The 17476-nt window shown below is 31.1% G+C and carries 13 protein-coding genes and 5 tRNA genes; 15 read left to right on the top strand and 3 right to left on the bottom strand.

Annotated features, from left to right (window positions below; genetic code table 11):
• Positions 1-94: 94 nt before the first annotated feature.
• The 7 genes from M915_RS04665 to M915_RS04635 all read left to right on the top strand — a co-directional run bounded on the left by M915_RS04665 (position 95) and on the right by M915_RS04635 (position 4081).
• Positions 95-171, top strand: a tRNA-Arg gene (locus M915_RS04665).
• Between the two features lie 5 nt (positions 172-176).
• Positions 177-253, top strand: a tRNA-Gln gene (locus M915_RS04660).
• 10 nt (positions 254-263) lie between these two features.
• Positions 264-339 (top strand) — tRNA-Lys (locus M915_RS04655).
• Between the two features lie 6 nt (positions 340-345).
• A tRNA-Ser gene (locus tag M915_RS04650) sits at positions 346-434 on the top strand.
• 154 nt (positions 435-588) lie between these two features.
• Positions 589-1353, top strand: a complete 765-nt coding sequence (locus tag M915_RS04645; RefSeq protein ID WP_036730034.1) for an Mrp/NBP35 family ATP-binding protein — start codon at positions 589-591, stop codon at positions 1351-1353.
• A gap of 2 nt (positions 1354-1355) precedes the next feature.
• Complete coding sequence (locus tag M915_RS04640; protein ID WP_036730031.1) at positions 1356-2294, top strand: NAD(P)/FAD-dependent oxidoreductase; 939 nt, start codon at positions 1356-1358, stop codon at positions 2292-2294.
• Positions 2291-4081: a thioredoxin domain-containing protein gene (locus M915_RS04635; RefSeq protein ID WP_036730028.1), complete on the top strand. Its 1791-nt coding sequence runs from the start codon at positions 2291-2293 to the stop codon at positions 4079-4081. The genes M915_RS04640 and M915_RS04635 overlap by 4 nt, the downstream gene beginning before the upstream one ends.
• A gap of 28 nt (positions 4082-4109) precedes the next feature.
• Here M915_RS04635 and M915_RS04630 read toward each other — a convergent pair whose 3' ends face one another.
• Positions 4110-4724: an HAD family hydrolase gene (locus M915_RS04630; RefSeq protein ID WP_036730024.1), complete on the bottom strand. Its 615-nt coding sequence runs from the start codon at positions 4722-4724 to the stop codon at positions 4110-4112.
• A gap of 97 nt (positions 4725-4821) precedes the next feature.
• Here M915_RS04630 and M915_RS04625 point away from each other — a divergent pair, with 97 nt between their 5' ends.
• The gene (locus tag M915_RS04625) at positions 4822-5865 is read left to right on the top strand and encodes a DNA polymerase IV (protein ID WP_036730021.1); all 1044 of its coding nucleotides are present in this window, start codon (positions 4822-4824) and stop codon (positions 5863-5865) included.
• 32 nt (positions 5866-5897) lie between these two features.
• Here M915_RS04625 and M915_RS04620 read toward each other — a convergent pair whose 3' ends face one another.
• The gene (locus M915_RS04620) at positions 5898-6419 is read right to left on the bottom strand and encodes an adenine phosphoribosyltransferase (protein ID WP_036730018.1); all 522 of its coding nucleotides are present in this window, start codon (positions 6417-6419) and stop codon (positions 5898-5900) included.
• 64 nt (positions 6420-6483) lie between these two features.
• Positions 6484-6888, bottom strand: a complete 405-nt coding sequence (locus M915_RS04615) for a hypothetical protein (protein ID WP_036730015.1) — start codon at positions 6886-6888, stop codon at positions 6484-6486.
• Between the two features lie 172 nt (positions 6889-7060).
• Here M915_RS04615 and M915_RS04610 point away from each other — a divergent pair.
• The 7 genes from M915_RS04610 (at position 7061) to hutI (ending at position 17446) form a co-directional block, all read left to right on the top strand.
• A tRNA-Leu gene (locus M915_RS04610) sits at positions 7061-7144 on the top strand.
• 235 nt (positions 7145-7379) lie between these two features.
• Positions 7380-8354 carry a hypothetical protein gene (locus M915_RS04605; protein ID WP_036730012.1) on the top strand — a complete coding sequence of 325 codons (975 nt, stop codon included), beginning with the start codon at positions 7380-7382 and terminating at the stop codon, positions 8352-8354.
• Positions 8355-8375: 21 nt separating this feature from the next.
• Complete coding sequence (locus tag M915_RS04600; RefSeq protein ID WP_036730009.1) at positions 8376-11426, top strand: AAA family ATPase; 3051 nt, start codon at positions 8376-8378, stop codon at positions 11424-11426.
• Positions 11427-11437: 11 nt separating this feature from the next.
• Positions 11438-12820, top strand: coding sequence for a methylaspartate mutase accessory protein GlmL (glmL, locus tag M915_RS04595; RefSeq protein WP_036730007.1), 1383 nt, complete (start codon positions 11438-11440; stop codon positions 12818-12820).
• A gap of 228 nt (positions 12821-13048) precedes the next feature.
• Entirely contained in the window at positions 13049-14803 is a 1755-nt protein-coding gene (locus tag M915_RS04590) for a urocanate hydratase (protein WP_009222621.1), read from the top strand.
• A 105-nt stretch (positions 14804-14908) separates the two neighbouring features.
• On the top strand, positions 14909-16207 hold the full coding sequence (locus M915_RS04585; protein WP_009222620.1) for a Na+/H+ antiporter family protein: 1299 nt from the start codon (positions 14909-14911) through the stop codon (positions 16205-16207).
• 18 nt (positions 16208-16225) lie between these two features.
• Positions 16226-17446: an imidazolonepropionase gene (gene hutI, locus M915_RS04580; protein ID WP_036730004.1), complete on the top strand. Its 1221-nt coding sequence runs from the start codon at positions 16226-16228 to the stop codon at positions 17444-17446.
• Positions 17447-17476 lie beyond the last annotated feature (30 nt).

Here is a 17476-nt window from a genome sequence, read left to right as displayed (position 1 = left end):
CTCAGTTGGATAGAGCAACGGACTTCTAATCCGTGTGCCGGGGGTTCGAATCCTCCTAGGTGCACCATTAGAATTTAATATAAATATTTTTCATGCACCTATAGCTCAGTTGGATAGAGCAACGGACTTCTAATCCGTGTGCCGGGGGTTCGAATCCTCCTAGGTGCACCAAATTTTGGGGTGTAGCCAAGTCGGTAAGGCACCAGACTTTGACTCTGGCATTTCGTAGGTTCGAGTCCTGCCACCCCAGCCATCAAAAATATGACCCATTAGCTCAGTCGGCAGAGCACTTGACTTTTAATCAAGGTGTCGCGCGTTCGAATCGCGCATGGGTCACCATTTGTTGGAGAGGTATCGAAGTGGTCATAACGAGGCGGTCTTGAAAACCGTTTGGGTTCACGCCCACGTGGGTTCGAATCCCACCCTCTCCGCCAATTTAATTAAACCTATATACGAAAGTTTATAGGTTTTTTTTGTTTGTTTTTTTATTGATATTTAAAGAGGTTTTAAAATTTGTATATTAGTTATATAATAAATAATGGGTAATAATTATAAATATAGTAATTGATTGAAATATATGGAGGAAATATGACTATTCAAAAATATAACGTAAATAATAATTCTAAAGTGTCTAAAATTATAGGTGTTGTTAGCGGTAAAGGAGGAGTAGGTAAAAGTTTTGTATGTGCAAATTTGGCTACTGAATTAAGTCGTAGAGGATATAAAGTTGGAATTCTTGATGCAGATATAACTGGTCCTTCAGTTCCCAAAGCTTTTGGAATTAGTGAGAAAGTCACATCTGACGGAGAAAATATAAATCCTGCTATAACTGATGGAAATATTAAAATCATGAGTGTTAATTTAATATTAAATAATCCAGGACAACCTGTACTTTGGAGAGCGCCTATAGTTGGAAGTGCTATTGCTCAATTTTTTGAAAATGTGAATTGGGGAGAATTGGACTATTTATTTGTAGATATGCCTCCGGGAACAGGAGATGTCGCTCTTACTGTTTTTCAATCTCTTCCGTTGGATGGAGTTGTTATTGTAACTTCTCCTCAAGATTTAGTTACTATGATTGTTGAAAAAGCTGTAAATATGGCGAGGATGATGAATATAAGAATATTAGGACTTGTAGAGAATATGAGTTATTTTAAATGTCCGCATTGTGATGAAGTAACCTACATTTATGGGGAAAGTAAAGTTAAGCAGGAAGCTCAAAAGTTTGGTATAGAAGCTATAGCGACACTTCCAATTAATAAAGATTTTGCTTCATTGGTAGATGAAGGAAAGGCGGAGTTAATTAATGTCGATGAGTTAAAAAGTTTTGTAGATACACTTGAGGAGAAATAGTTATGGTGTATGATTTAATAATTGTAGGTGGAGGACCGGCAGGTCTTTCGGCTGCGGTTTATGCAGGAAGATCTATTTTAAATACTCTTATTATTGAAAAAAAATTTTTTGGTGGAAGACTTAAGGATACTGCGGAAATAGTAAATTATCCTTCTGTTATAAGTAGTTCCGGAATTGCTCTCGTAGAGGATTTTAGAAAACATGCATCAAGTTATACTACTAATAATTTTATCTATGGAACAGTTGTAGAGATATGTAAAGATGAGCATGAAGATGTCTTTGAGGTTAAAACTCTCAGAAAGGGAACATTCAAGGCAAAGTCTGTAATATTGGCACTTGGGACTGAGTCGCGCGTTCTTGGAATAGAAGGAGAAGAAAGATTTCAAGGTCAGGGAGTAAGTTATTGTGCTACTTGTGATGCGAATTTTTTTTCAGGAAAAGATGTTCATATTTTAGGCTCAGGTGATGTTGCACTTGAAGAGGCTGATTATATATCCAAGTTTGCAAATCATGTGACTGTCATTGTATTACATGATGATGGAATAGTTGACGGTAATGAAACTCAAAAGAGAATTGTATTTGATAATCCTAAAATTAGTTTTATGTGGAATAGTTCTTTAGACAAAATAATTGGAGAAGATTGTGTAAATCAAATTGTTGTAAAAAATTTAAAAACCGGAGAGAAAAAAACAGTTTTAAGTGATGGAGTTTTTCTATTTGTGGGATTGAAGCCACAAACAGATATTGTGAATGGATTATGTAAAATGAATTCAGACGGGTTTATTATAGTAGATGAAAAGAAAGAAACTTCAGTTTCAGGACTTTTTGCTGCCGGAGATTGCACACATACGTATTTAAGACAAGTTGTCTCTGCTGTTTCTGATGGAGCTGTTGCAGCGGTAGCTGCGGAGAGATATATCAGAAGAAAGGAGAAAATATGAGTTATCCTACAGGTACAGTAATATATTTAAAAGATAAATGTTATAGTGGATATAATATAGTTTCTACGATAAAAAGTGGAGTTCTCATATTTGACATGAATGGTAATGAAATTCGTAGATATAAGATGAATGCAATGCCGGCTAAATTATTTAAGGGCGGTAACGTGATGGGAACTTCAAAATTCAGAAGTAGTGACTATTCGTTGCAAGATGGAGTTTCATTAATTGAAATAGATTATGATGGAAATAAAAAGTGGAGTTATGAAAATTTCAGATTTATAGAAGATGGAAATCCTATGTGGGCAGCAAGAGCCCATGGAGATTATCAAAGAGAGGGAAATCCTGTTGGATATTTTGTTCCTAATATGGAAGCAAAATCTAATGGAGGAAATACTATTATTCTTGGTCATGATACTATAGTAAGTCCTGCAATATCTGATAAAAAAATACTTGATGAAGTAATCTATGAAGTTGATTATGAGGGAAATGTAATTTGGAAATTTTCTTTTTCGGAGAATTTTGAGAGTTTTGGATTTTCGGAACAAGAAAAAAATGTGATTTATAGAAATCCGAATATGAAAAATATTTCGGATGGTATAGGTGATTATCTTCATATATCTTCAATATCTGTTTTAGGGCCAAACAAATGGTATGATCAAGGAGATATAAGGTTTTGTCCTGAAAATATAATTTTTTGTTCGAGGCAAGGTAATTTTATAGGCATAATTGATAAAAAAACTAAAAAGGTATATTGGAAGATAGGACCCAATGTAAATGATGAAATATTTAGAGGGCTTGGGGGAATAATAGCACCGACGCATATACAATTAATTCCAAAAGGATTGCCCGGAGAGGGTAATATTTTGCTTTTTGAAAGTGGAGGAACATCAGGATATGGATATCCGAATTTAATAAGTTCTACGGGTCTTAAAAACGCTATAAGAGATTATTCCAGGGTGATAGAGTTTAATCCTATAACGTGGAATATTGAATGGGAATTAAACCCTGCAAAACTCGGTTTTTCTAATGCAATAAATGGATATAAATTTTATTCACCATATGGTTCGTCAGTTCAAAGACTTCCAAACGGGAATACACTTGTAACCTTGGGAACAAGCGGTACGATGCTTGAGATAACTGAAGAAGGAGAAATAGTTTGGAAATGGATATGTCCATATGCATCAAATATAAATGCTTATGCATTTACCAATTTTATATACCATGGATATAGATATCCCTATGACTATCTTCCGGAAGAAAATCCTGTTGAAATTGAGATGAAACCTGTAAATAAATCAACATTCAGGCTTGAAGGAGCAGGAGAATTTAACAAAGCAAAGGTAATAGAAGTTGAAGGAGCGGAAATTTCAAATGATATAGATCTAATTACTATGGCAATGGAAAATGATGAAGAAATTGCATATCAGAAGAAAATAATATCTATGGAAAATTCTAACATAAAGAGTATAAACTCCAAGAATTTTGATCGCAGACTTGAAGAAAAAGAAAATGCAATAGTAATTTTTGGGGCAGTCAGATGTATTCATTGTAAAGCTCTTAGAGAAATAATTTCAGAACTTATAGAATCGGAATTTAAAAACATTAATTGCTATTACTTAGATATTGATGAAAATAAATCTATGATAAGAAAACATGACATAAAAAGTGTACCGATAACTATGTTCTTTAAAAACTCGCAAGAGGTATATAGATTTATTGGCGAGAGCAGTTATGATGAAATAGCTCAGGCAATAGAAAAGTATTTTAAAATAAAATCAAAAATATAAAAATCTTCTTATTTTAAAGAAGATTTTTTTATTTCCATGTCAAATTATTATATCCATTAAATTTTTTATTGGAATTTATTAAATATCTGTTTTTTACCATTTCAAGCATGGGTCTATCTGAACTATATGAATCTGAAAAAGCACAAGAATTATCGTAATCTATTTCGTAACCAAGATTTGTAAGATGATTATTTATACGTTTAACTTTTTCGGTAAATCTGTTATTTTCACCCTTTAGTAAAAAGTTTTCATCCAATTCAGTTCCGATGATAATATCAAAATTTAGATATTTTTTAAAATATTTAAGATATGTTATCGGCGATGCCGATACCAGCATTGCATAATCTCTATCCAAACTATTAAAATATTTAATACCATCTGTTAGCATATAGTTTGTATATACATATTCAGCGAATTTTTCAAGTTCGGATTCACTAAAGTAATTTAAAACCGAACAAATTTTATTTTTAAAAGTTATTCTGTCTTTAATTATAAGATAACTATTCATAGAACTTATTATATTTTTGTAAAAATATAATTTTGATATTTTGTCTATTTTTACAGCATATTCCCAAAGGATTAATATTGAGTCTTTTCGTGTTAATGTCTTGTCAAAATCAAATAGTAAGATTTGTTTTTTCATATAAGCACCTCAACTTAATTATAACTAAAAAGAATACAAATATAAAGCAAAAGTTGACAAACATATGTTTGTAGTATATTATTTAAGGGGTGATAGTATGAAAAATAGTATTTTACATATTGATATAGATGCATTTTATGCATCTGTTGAAGAACTTGATAATCCTTCATTAGTTGGGAAACCGGTAGTTGTAAGCGGACTTAATGATAAATCGATAGTTACAACTGCAAATTATGAGGCGAGAAAATATAAAATACATTCTGCTATGCCGCTGTTTATGGCAAAAAAATTATGCCCACATTTGATAGTAGCTCCGATGAGAAGGAATAGATATATAGAAAAATCTGATGAAGTATTTAAAATATTTTCAAAATATTCTGATATTATAGAAAAGGTTTCTATAGATGAATGTTATATGGATATTTCAGAAAACAAAAATCAACCTGTCGACATAGTATTTTCAATTAAAAAGAAAGTAAAAAATGAAACAGGACTCACGGTAAGTGTTGGATTATCATATAATAAATTTTTGGCAAAAATGGCATCAGATTGGAATAAACCGGACGGAATGATGATAATTTCAAAAAGTGAAATACCTCAACTGTTGAGCAAAATTGATATAGGAAAAATTCACGGACTTGGAAATAAGTCACAAGAAAAATTGAGAAATTTAGGAATCAACAAAATAGAAGAACTGCTTGAATTAGATAGAGAATTTTTATTTGAGCTATTTGGGAAAATGGGTTATGAGGTATATGATAGAATCAGGGGAATAGATAATAGAGCAGTTACTCCGAATAGAGAGAGGAAAAGTTTAGGGATAGAAAGAACATTTTCAGATACGAATAATGTAAAAGAATTAATTTCTTATTTAGATAGGTATTCATTTGAACTTGCGGAAGATTTAAAAAATAGAAATTTGGGTTTTAAAACGATAACCTTAAAAATAAAGACAGATAACTTTAAAGTTTCGACATATTCAAAGACATACTCAAGAGCAATAAGCGAATATGAGGATATATTTAAAAATGTAAAAGACATTTTTGAGTATAATTATAAAAACCAAAAGCTTAGACTAATAGGTATAAGTGCTTCAAACTTAATAGGACTGGATAAAATACAGCTTAGTTTTATAAAATAAGACCACTTTTAGTGGTCTTGTTTTAATATATTTTATTTTTCTTCAAATTGTAATATTGAATTTACGTTGTAAGGTTTTAATTTTTCGCGACCTTTTAAATCGACAAGTTCAATTAAAAAATCAAGAGCAACAACTTCTCCTCCAAGTTTTTCTATTAAATCAATAACCGCTTTTGAAGTTCCTCCGGTTGCAAGAAGATCATCAACAATAAGAACTCTTTGTCCCTTTTTAATAGCATCTACATGCATTTCAACCTTATTTTCTCCATATTCAAGAGAATATTCCGCAGAGACTTTCTCTGAAGGAAGTTTTCCGGGTTTTCTGACAGGAACAAAACCACAACCGAGAGCATAAGCTACAGGAGAACCTACGATAAAACCTCTTGCTTCAACTCCGACAATAATATCAATATTTTCATTATTATGTAGACTGATTAAATTATCAATAGCTGCTTTAAAAGCATCTCCATCTTGAAGTAAAGTAGTAATATCTCTAAAGATTATTCCGTCAATGGGATAATCATAAATTGCTCTGACCTTATCTGCTAAATACATAAAAAATCCCCCTTTTTTCTATACTATAAGTATATCATAGAAAAAAGGAGGATAAAAGTATAAATTAAGTTCTTATAATAAATTCATTGCCACATTTTTTGCATTTGACTTTAATCTTTCCTTTTTTTCTTGGTACCCTAAGTTCTTGTTTACAAATTGAGCATTTAATATATTTGTGTTTTCTGTCCTTTATAATAAGTGATATTTTTGAAAAAGATTTTCGTATCGGACTTATCAGTTTTAGAAATTTTTGATTTTCTTCATAGCGTGCACTGATATTTTTAGAAAAAGCTCTAAAATACAAAATTGCAATCAGAACAAAGTTAAAGTAATAGATAAAATCTTTAAATCGTGAATTTGTCAATATAGGAGATATTATTATAAATAATAACAGAAATTTTGATAGAGCATCTACACCGTAATATGCTATATATCTTCCTTGTATAAAGTTTTTAAATTTTTCTTTCAAGATAATCACACTCCTCAAAGCATTATAACATTTTTTAATGAAAAATCAAAAAAACTATTGCAAAGATGACAAAAAGTATATATAATAAATTTTGTTGTTAGATGAAAGTTATTAAAAAAGTTCTTGACAAAGTAAAAGGAAACATTTATAATAGTTTTTGTTAATCACTCATGCGGGAATGGCGGAATTGGCAGACGCGCTAGACTTAGGATCTAGTTCCAACGGAGTGGGGGTTCAAGTCCTCTTTCCCGCACCAGTTATCCATGACTTAGAAATAGGTCATGGATTTTTTAATATAACTATATAGGTAAAAAAAGCTAATAATTTTATTATTAGCTTTTTTTGTCGTTAAATCATGATATTTTTATATAGAAAAATTAGAAATAGATGTATTTTTAAAAGTAAAAACTATGTTATAATTTAAAAGATTAACGATATGTTAACGATTGAGATATATAATTAACGTAGTATGATATTAAGGAGTGATTAGTTTGAAAAATTTACAAATTTACAAAAAAAATAATAAAATTGTTTTACTTGACGGAACTGAGGCTGAAATTCTTTTTGATTTAAATAAATATAATGATGTATTAGAAAATGTTTCTAACGATAAATACAAGTTTTTTAGAATTATTCACGAAGAATATAAAATTTCAGATAAAAAAGAAATAGAAAGTAAATTTTTATATCTATTTAATTTTATTTTAGTTAATAATATTTCAAACTATATAATTGATAAATACAATGAAGGAGAAAATTCTGAAATTATATTTGAGGATTCTATAAAGGAAAGTGGAAAGCAAATTATTAAATTGACAGGTAAACTTGATACTGAAGATGTATTGGGTGATATTATAACTTGTCTAATAAATTCAGATGCGTACTTAGATGGTAATTTAAAAATGAATTACGGAAAAATCAATGTTGATACTGATGTTAATACAATTAACAGAGATATAGAATTCTTCTTTTATTATATTGCCAAGGAAAGTTTAGATTTGAGAAATAAATTACTTGAAGATTTAATAGCCTTTAAGTATGTAAAATCAAGCAAAAAAAATGATAAAGATAGATTTATACTTCCTATTTATGTTGATGAAGAAGTGCTAAAGAAAAAGGGTGTCATAAATTATGAAGATTATCTTGTAAATTGGATTTCCCTTGCATACTTACAAATGTTATACAAGATACATGATTATTTTGTAGATTATTACGGATTAAAATTTAATAAAGGTCTTGAAAATGATAGTTTAATGCTTGCTCTTATTGATTTATTGGATGTTGAAATTGAAGATTATCCTAAAGGATTGAATAAGTCAATAGAGGTTGGACGATCTACAAGTGGAAAATGCTACTTTATAGATTCCATAGTTACACCTATGGCACTTTCTCAAGACTTGGCACTTATACTTCAATCAAAAGATGCATTTTCGATAGTTCCAAAAATTTTTAAGAGTAATAGATAGTAGCTAATTAGGAGTGAGGCTATGACTAAGATAAGTTGTAGAATGTTTGGAGTTCCATCTATTCTGGAAGATGGCAAGGATATTTTTATACCTATTGGGAAACTAAGTGGCTTAGTATATTATATTTTGATAAAAAAGATAGTTAGTAGAGATGAAGTTGCTGGATTATTTTGGTCATCATCAAATGATGAAAGATCAAAAGTAAGTCTTAGAAATGCTCTCCATAAGATTAGGAAGTTATTTAAAGAAGAGATAATTTTGTCACCTAACAAGTCAACTCTTATGCTAAACGAAAATATAGAATTTGAGATAGATGTTGAAAAATTCTCCAATAATCCAATTGAAAATTTGGATTTGTATACAGGGGAATTTATGAAGGGTTTTTATATAAAAGATTCTGCAGACTTCGAATATTGGATAATAGAACAGCGAAATTATTATAAAGAACAATTTATATCAAACATCAAGAAAAAAATCAAAGATGATTTTGACACAAAAAATTTTAAAAATTTTGAAAATGAAATTAACAGTCTTTTAGCGGTAGATAATTTTAATGAAACGGCGTATATGTATTTGATGAAATATTATAAACTGAGCGGAAGATATGACAAGATAATTAATGAATATTATAATTTTCAGAAATTAATGGAAGAAGAACTTGGAATTTATCCATCGGATGAAATAGAGACCCTGTATAATGATGCAATAGAAAATGTAAATAAATCAAAAGGTTCTAACTTTAGGGATAAAATTTTAGAATTTTATGACAGAGATTATGAACTCAAAATTATGCAGGAAAATCTTGATAATTTTTATAATGGCAGGGAATATAAGTCAATTTTGATAACCGGAGAATCAGGAATCGGAAAGACGGTCTTGAAGAAAAAACTGCTCAGTAAAAATAAGGGGAGATTTAAGATATTTGAATCTCAATGTCATGTTGTTGAAAAAGATTTTTTATATTCTCCGTGGATGAAAATTATAAGTGCAATAGAAAATGAACTTTCAAAAAATCATTTAAAGAGACCATATATTTGGGATGATGTTTTGAAAAATTTATTTTTTGACGGTAAGAGTGAATATCAACCATTATCCAAGATATTAGAAAATAAGGAAAATTTTAATATAGATTTAATATATAGTTCCATATATAGCGTGCTTGAAATTTTAAATACTGATAAGAAAATATTAATAATTATAGAAGATATTCAATGGGCAGATAATTTGAGTATAAAATTGTTAATTAATTTTATACTTCGCATGAATAAAAATGTTTTGTTCATATTGACAAAATCTGACGAAAGTGACGAAAAAGTAGATAGACTTTTAGCAACGCTTAAAGATATAAATAAGCTATTACTTATAGAATTAAAGAGATTTAACAGAAGAGATGTATCTATAATTGTAAGAAAATCTTTTGAAAATAAAGAAATAAGCGAAGAAGATATTGATGATATTTATGAAAAATCAAAGGGCAATTCCTTTTTTTTAAGGGAATATATAGAACTGTATAAGAAAAATGAAAAAGAAAATTTAATAATCCCAAAAATGCAGAATATTTTACAGGAAAAATTTTCCGGTTTAAATGAAAAGGAAATTAATATATTAGAAATATTGTCTGTATTTTATGGAGATGCAACTATAGATAATTTAATGAAGCTTTTAGATTTAAAGGCATTCGATGTTGTAAAAAGTTTAAATTTTCTTGTAAAAATGAATGTAATAGAAGAGAAAAGGAAAAATAATGAGATAGTGATAGGCTTTGTATATTCGGCATACAAAGAATTTATATATAATGGACTGTCGGATGTGTCGAAGAAGATAATTCACGGGGAGATAGCAAAAATTCTTGAAGAAGAATTATTAAATAACATCGACATAACATTATATATTAAACTTAAACATCACTATTCCAAGGCAAATGAAGACGTAAGGGCATTAAAATATGAAGTGTATATTTTAAATTATTATTTGAATTTCAGCCATGAATTATTTCCGGACTTAGATGATTATGATTTAAGCAAACAAGTAAAACTTTTTGTAAAAAATGATAAGGCGTTAAAGTGGATACATGATGTTGAAAAAGAAATTTTAAGAGTTAAAAATTTAAGAAAAAATAATTTTAATTATGAAGAAATAAGAAAAATAGAACTTTTATTTTTATATTGCAAGGGAAGATATCTAATAAGAGGAGGAAATTACTTTAACGGAATTAAGGTGATGGACAGGGTAATAAAACTTGCAATAGATTTAAAAGATGAAAAAGCGGAGTTGCTCGGATATAAACAAATGGCTATATATGGAATACAGATAAATGATCCGAATGTTATGCTTAAACATATTATTTCAGGCATAAAAGTAGCAAGAAAATTGAAAAATAATTCTGATATGGGAGTTTTATATAGGCTTTATGGAGTTTATTATCTAATGCAGGGCAATTTTAAAAGTGCTGAAAATCTGTTTAATAAATCAATAGAATTATTTTCAAATTCAGGTGGAATTGAAAATAGTAATTCAATAAGTATTGCAGCAGATTATAATTACATAGGAGAAATAAGAAATTCCGAGTGTAATTATGATGAGGCTATGCAATATTTTAAGAAGTCGATTGATTTATGTGAAGATACAGACGCATCTTGCCTTTCAATATTTTATATAAATGCAGGAAAAACTTGTTTTTTAATGAATAACATAGAAGATATGAAAAAATATTTTATGCTGTCTAAACAGATAGTAGATCGATTTGACTCATATTGGAAAAACTCTGTACTGGATGCTTTTTTGGCATTGGTTTTATTTTTAGAATGCGATTATATTTCTTCGATTCAGTATTTAAAAAATGCAGTTGCAGAGGTTAAAACAATAAACAATCCAAGGGATATAGGTATAGTTTATTTTGTTGAGGCTATTATGGCTTTTATAATAAAGAAACAAAATATTTTAGAGCTCAGAGAGATAAAAGAATTTTTATCTGAGACGGCTGATGTTTATTATTACAACGCTATTAAATATTTAGATGCAAACAGAGATAGAGCTGAGATAGAGTATCTTAAGCAAAATATTATATGTTAGAGGGGACGTTTATGAATTGCTATATGCTTGTTGATTTTGGAAGTACCTATACAAAACTAAGTTTAGTAGATATAGATAATGAAAAGTTGATAGCTAAGTCAAGTGCACATACAACTGTAAATACAAATATAAAATTCGGATATGAAAAAGCACTTGAAAAGCTCAAAGAAGAAATTTCGTTTGAAAATATAAAAATTGTAGATATACTTGGATGTTCATCTGCGGCAGGTGGACTTAAAATGATAGCAATAGGTATAACACCTGAGTTTACAGTTGAAGCTGCAAAAAGAGCTGCTACCGGAGCGGGAGCGAGACTGTTAAAAAGTTACAGCTATTTTCTGAAAGAAAAAGATATATTAGAAATAGACAGCTTAAATCCTGATATCATATTGTTGACAGGAGGAGCGGAAGGCGGAAACACAAAGTATATATTATATAATGCAAAGCTTTTAAATAATTTAAAGAGAGAAATACCTATAGTAGTAGCAGGCAACAGTTATGCAAATGAAAATATAAGAGAAATATTTAATGGCGGAAACATTAAATATGAAATAACTGAAAATGTAATGCCGGATGTTAATAGAATTAATGCAGATCCTGTTAGAGAAGTAATAAGAAAAATATTTATGAAACAGATAGTAACTGCAAAGGGAATGGAGGATGTTGAAAAAATTACAAGTGAAATACTAATGCCCACGCCTACAGCAGTTTTAAAAGCAGCAAAATTGTTATCATATGGTACGGAGAAATATGAGGGGATAGGTGATGTAATGGTAGTGGACATTGGAGGAGCTACTACAGATGTTCACACCATATCCGAACCGATAAAAGATAAAAACTTTTTTATAGACGGATTGGAAGAAACGTGTGAAAAGAGAACGGTTGAGGGAGACCTCGGAATGAGGTATTCGGCACTGAGTCTCTATGAAAGTGTAGGAGAAGAAAATTTCTTAAAATATAACTCCAATATAGAAAATATAAGAGAAAAATGTGAATTCAGACACAATAATCCGTCGGTATTATCGGATAAAGAAAGTGAAATAGAATTTGATGAAATAATGGCAAAAAATTGTGTTGAAATTTCAGTAAAAAGACATTCGGGCAAAATCAGAAACTCATATATCGGGGGTAAAAATGTAATAGTCCAGAAGGGAAAAGACTTAAGAGAAATAAAACTTGTAATAGGAACCGGAGGCATATTAATAAACAGTAAAAAATCTGCAGAAATACTAAAACAATGTAAGAATAAGGAAAAAAATTATCTTCTTCCAATTGACCCTAAATTTGCAATAGATAAAAAATATATAATGTCTGCTATGGGAATTTTGAGTATGAGAGATGAAAATCTGGCATATAAAATATTAACGGAAAATATTATAGATATAAACGATTAAAAATACAGGCAATAAGCCTGTATTTTTAAAATATAATAATTATAATAAATAGAAAAAAATATATAAAATATATAAAAAAATGACAAATATAAACGATAAATTAACGCCGAGAAATTATACTTTAATTAGATAATGAAAAATCAAGACAAATTATGACAAATTGATAAGAATTAATTTTTCATTTAAGTAAGTAAAATTAAATTTATATTTTAAGGAGGAGTTAGTAAAATGAATGGTGAATACGGACTATATTATAGGGAAAATCCTGAAATTCTTTATGAAGTAAAGGCACAAGGCGGCGGATTAAAGGATACTGAAACATTGAGATGTAAAGGATGGCGTCAAGAAACAATCCTTAGAATGCTTGAGTTCAATATGGAAAATGCTGAAATTCCTGAACTGCTTGTAATTTATGGTGGAAACGGAAAGTGTGCAAGAAACTGGGAATCATATTGGGCAATAGTTGACTCTTTAAAAAATCTTGAAGATGATGAAACATTAGTAGTTCAATCAGGAATGCCTGTAGCAATCTTTAAGACACATAAAGAAGCACCTGTAGTAGTAATGGCGACAACAAATATAATGAAGGCAACTTGGGAAAGATTCTATGATTTACAAGATAAGAACCTTACAATATTTGCGCAATACACAGCAGCTCCATGGGAATATATAGGAACTCAAGGAGTTATCGAAGGAACATTTGAAACATTATCAGCAATTGCAATGAAAAAATACAATGATGATTTGACAGGAAAGATCTATTTAACTGCAGGAGCAGGCGGAATGGGTGCAAATCAAACATGGGCAATGAAGATGCACGGCGGAGTTTGTATCGTAGTAGATGCAAATGAAAAGATACTTCAAAAGAGAATTGAAAAAGACTATCTTGATATGATAGCAGATTCACTTGAAGAGGCTGTTGAAATAGCAAAAGAACACGCTAAAAACAATGATCCTATATCAGTAGGTATAGTAGGAAATGCAGCAGACGTTTATGAAAAAGTATTGGCAAGTGATTTCAGACCTGACATCTGTTCAGAAATGTGTCCATGCCACGATCCTATTTCTTACATTCCATCAGGATATACACCTGAAGAAGCAGATCAATTGAGAATTGAAAACAGAGAAAAATACTTGGAATTAGCAAGAACAACAATGAAAAGACAATTAGCAGCAATGATTGCTCTAAAGGAAGACGGAGTAGAAGTATTTGAATACGGAACATCCATCAGAAAGGAATGTATGGATGCAGGTTTCCCAAGAGAAGAAGCACTAAAAATCGGCGGATTTGTATATGAATATATCAGACCGCTATTCTGCGAAGGTCGTGGACCGTTCAGATGGACATGTCTATCAAGAGATCCTGAAGACCTTAAAGTATCAGATGATATAGCATTAGAAATTTGCAAGGGTGACAACTTAGTAGAAAGATGGATTAAGCTTGCAAGAAAGAATCTTCCAATTGAAGGTATGCCGGCAAGAGTATGTTATATGGGATTTGGAGAAAGAAAGAGATTCGGATTAGCAATAAATCAAGCAATCAAAGAAGGAAGAATTAAAGGAACAGTAGCATTCTCAAGAGATAATCTTGACTCAGGTTCAATTGTAAATCCTACATTTGAATCAGAAAAAATGCCGGATGGCGGAGATTATATCTCAGACTGGCCATATCTAAATGCACTATTAGATTGTGCAGGAGGATGCGACTTAATAGCTATACAACAAAACTACTCAATGGGTGAAGCAGTACACACAGGAGTAACAATGATAGCCGACGGAACAGAAGAGGCAGACAGAAGATTAGCAGTAACATTGACAACAGACTCAGGAATCGGTGTAGTACGTCACGCACAAGCGGGATATCCGGCAGCTAAAGACGTAGCAAACGGAAAAGGAAAATACACAACAGATTCTATAAAGATTCCTCTATGGTGGCAACCGGCAGACAAAGTTACATTTGGTCCTGAAGGAATGTATAGATAAAATTAAAAAATAAATTTTAATAGGCAGTTAAGTGGTGCAGAATAGTTGCTATTTTGCACCACGTTTAAAATAAGGTTAAATAAATATAATCAAGGAGGGAATTTTATGATACTTTTGAACCCTATAGTAATATCTGTAATAGTACTATCTGCACTATGTTTGTTAAAACTTCCGGTACTTGCAGCGCTTTTAATAGCGGCGATAACAGCAGGTTTGGCTGCCGGCAGCACAATTTCAGAAACTATGACTACATTTGTAGGCGGTATGGGCGGAAATGCAAATACAGCACTTAGTTATGTATTGCTTGGTGCGCTTGCATATACAATAAATAAGACCGGTGCGGCTAATATTTTGGCTAAGAAAATTTCAAGACTGGTAAATGGCAATAAATTTACATTATCTATAATAATAGTTTTAGTTGCAATGGCATCAGGTACAATAGTCCCTGTTCACATAGCATTTATTCCGATTCTTATTCCACCGCTACTAATTTTAATGAACAAAATGAAAATGGACAGAAGAATGTTGGCAATATGTTTTGGATTTGGACTTAAAGCACCTTACATAACTATTCCTATTGCATATGGAGCAATATTCCATGGAATAATTAAGGATTCTGTAAATGCTGCCGGATTGGATGTAAGCTTGGATTTAATTTGGAAGACAAATTGGATGGCGGGCGTTGCAATGCTTGTCGGTTTGATATTAGGATTAATATTTTATTCAAGAAACAGAGAGTATAAGGAATTATCAGTTGTTGTTGAAAATGATGATGAAGAAATAATTATAGAAACTAAACACTGGCTTACACTTGTTGCGGGAATTATTGCACTTGTAATTCAGTTAAAGACAGGTTCTCTTCCTCTTGGAGCTTTGGCAGCGTTAATATTTATGGTTGTTACAAGAGTAGTTAAGTGGCATGAGATTCAGGAAATACTTGACGGCGGTGTTTCACTTATGGGATTTATAGCATTTGTAATGCTTATTGCATCAGGATATGCAACAGTAATAAATTCATCAGGAGCAGTTGAGCAATTGGTTGATGCGGCGTTTAAGTTCTTGGGCGGTTCAAAGATTGCAGGTTCATTTACAATGATTTTACTTGGACTGTTAATAACAATGGGAATAGGGACATCTTTCGGTACAGTTCCTGTTATTGCAGCTATTTATGTACCTCTTGCACAAAAACTCGGTTTTTCACCGGCAGCAACAGTATTTATGATTGCAGTTGCAGCAGCACTTGGAGATGCCGGTTCACCTGCATCTGATACAACACTTGGACCTACAGCAGGACTTAATGCGGACGGACAACATGATCACGTTTGGGATACATGTGTGCCACAATTTTTATGCTATGATATACCGTTAATGATAGTCGGAACAATTTGGCCACTATTCTTATAGTACAGCAAGGAGGAAAATATGAGCTATATTCTGTTAAAAAATTGTAGAGAACTTTTGACCGTAAAGGAAGATGCTAATGATTTAATAGGCTTATTAAATGGAAAGTCATTGCTTATTAAGGATGAAAAAATAGAAAAAATAGGCGATTATGATAAGTTGATATCTTTAGTAAATGGAGCTGAATGTAAAGAGATAGATTGCAGTAATAAGGTTGTTTTACCGGGTTATGTAGATTGTCATACACATCTTATTTTTGGAGAAAGCAGAGTTGATGAGTATGTAGCATCTCTTACAATGGGTCCTGAGGATATAAAAAAGGTAGTACCGCGAACAGGACTTGAGGCATCTATTTATTCTACAAAAAATGCAACGGATGAAGAGCTTGTTAATACTTCTTTGACAAAACTTAACAGAATGCTTAGGCTTGGAACAACTACTGTAGAGATAAAGTCGGGTTATGGTATTGATAAAAAAACTGAGCTTAGGTTATTAAGATTATTAAATAAAGTAAGACAAAATACATCTCAAACAATTTTATCTACCTATCTCGGGGCTCATTATTTTGACCTCGAGATGGGAAAAGATAAGTATATTGATTTTATGATAAAAGAGGTTATGCCTATAATAAAAGAAGAGAATTTGGCAAGTTTTTCTGATGTTTGGTGTGATGACGGATATTACACAGCAGAGGACTCTTATAAAATTTTAAAGGCAGGTCTTGATTTCGGAATGATTCCTACAATGCATACCGAGTGCTATTCTGCAATAGGAGGGGCAAGAGTTGCGGCGCAGCTTAAAGCTGCAAATGTAGGACATTTAAATTATCTTACAAGAGAAGATACTGAATTGCTTAGAGATGCGGGAGTAGTTGGAGTTCTAATTCCGGGAACCGATTTTTCTGTAAAACATAAAAGACCTTTTGATCCAAGACCCATGATAGAAGAAGGGCTTACTATTGCAATAGCAACCAATTTGAATCCGGGCAACTGGATTGAGTCGATGCAACTTTCTATGGCACTTGCTTGCAGAGACCACTGTATGACTGAAAGAGAGGCGATTAGAGCGGCAACTCTCGGAGGAGCAAAGGCTCTTAGAATTGATAATGAAGTAGGTTCACTTGAAGAGGGCAAGTTTGCTGATATTCAAATACTAAATTCAGACAGTTATAAAAATTGTATATATAAATTAGCAGTAAATGAAGTTGAAAGTGTAATAAAGAAAGGCAAGATTGTAATTTAGTTTGACATAATTGAAGTTAGTATGTCTATA

It is taken from the genome of Peptoniphilus mikwangii, assembly GCF_000468535.1.
GTDB classification, from domain to species: Bacteria; Bacillota; Clostridia; order Tissierellales; family Peptoniphilaceae; genus Anaerosphaera; species Anaerosphaera mikwangii.
This window is presented reverse-complemented; position numbering and strand designations above follow the sequence as displayed.

Coding starts and splice junctions, on each gene's coding strand:
- M915_RS04645 (WP_036730034.1), top strand. CDS start 589: ATGACTATTCAAAAATATAACGTAAATAATAATTCTAAAGTGTCTAAA.
- M915_RS04640 (WP_036730031.1), top strand. CDS start 1,356: ATGGTGTATGATTTAATAATTGTAGGTGGAGGACCGGCAGGTCTTTCG.
- M915_RS04635 (WP_036730028.1), top strand. CDS start 2,291: ATGAGTTATCCTACAGGTACAGTAATATATTTAAAAGATAAATGTTAT.
- M915_RS04630 (WP_036730024.1), bottom strand. CDS start 4,724: ATGAAAAAACAAATCTTACTATTTGATTTTGACAAGACATTAACACGA.
- M915_RS04625 (WP_036730021.1), top strand. CDS start 4,822: ATGAAAAATAGTATTTTACATATTGATATAGATGCATTTTATGCATCT.
- M915_RS04620 (WP_036730018.1), bottom strand. CDS start 6,419: ATGTATTTAGCAGATAAGGTCAGAGCAATTTATGATTATCCCATTGAC.
- M915_RS04600 (WP_036730009.1), top strand. CDS start 8,376: ATGACTAAGATAAGTTGTAGAATGTTTGGAGTTCCATCTATTCTGGAA.
- glmL (WP_036730007.1), top strand. CDS start 11,438: ATGAATTGCTATATGCTTGTTGATTTTGGAAGTACCTATACAAAACTA.
- M915_RS04590 (WP_009222621.1), top strand. CDS start 13,049: ATGAATGGTGAATACGGACTATATTATAGGGAAAATCCTGAAATTCTT.
- M915_RS04585 (WP_009222620.1), top strand. CDS start 14,909: ATGATACTTTTGAACCCTATAGTAATATCTGTAATAGTACTATCTGCA.
- hutI (WP_036730004.1), top strand. CDS start 16,226: ATGAGCTATATTCTGTTAAAAAATTGTAGAGAACTTTTGACCGTAAAG.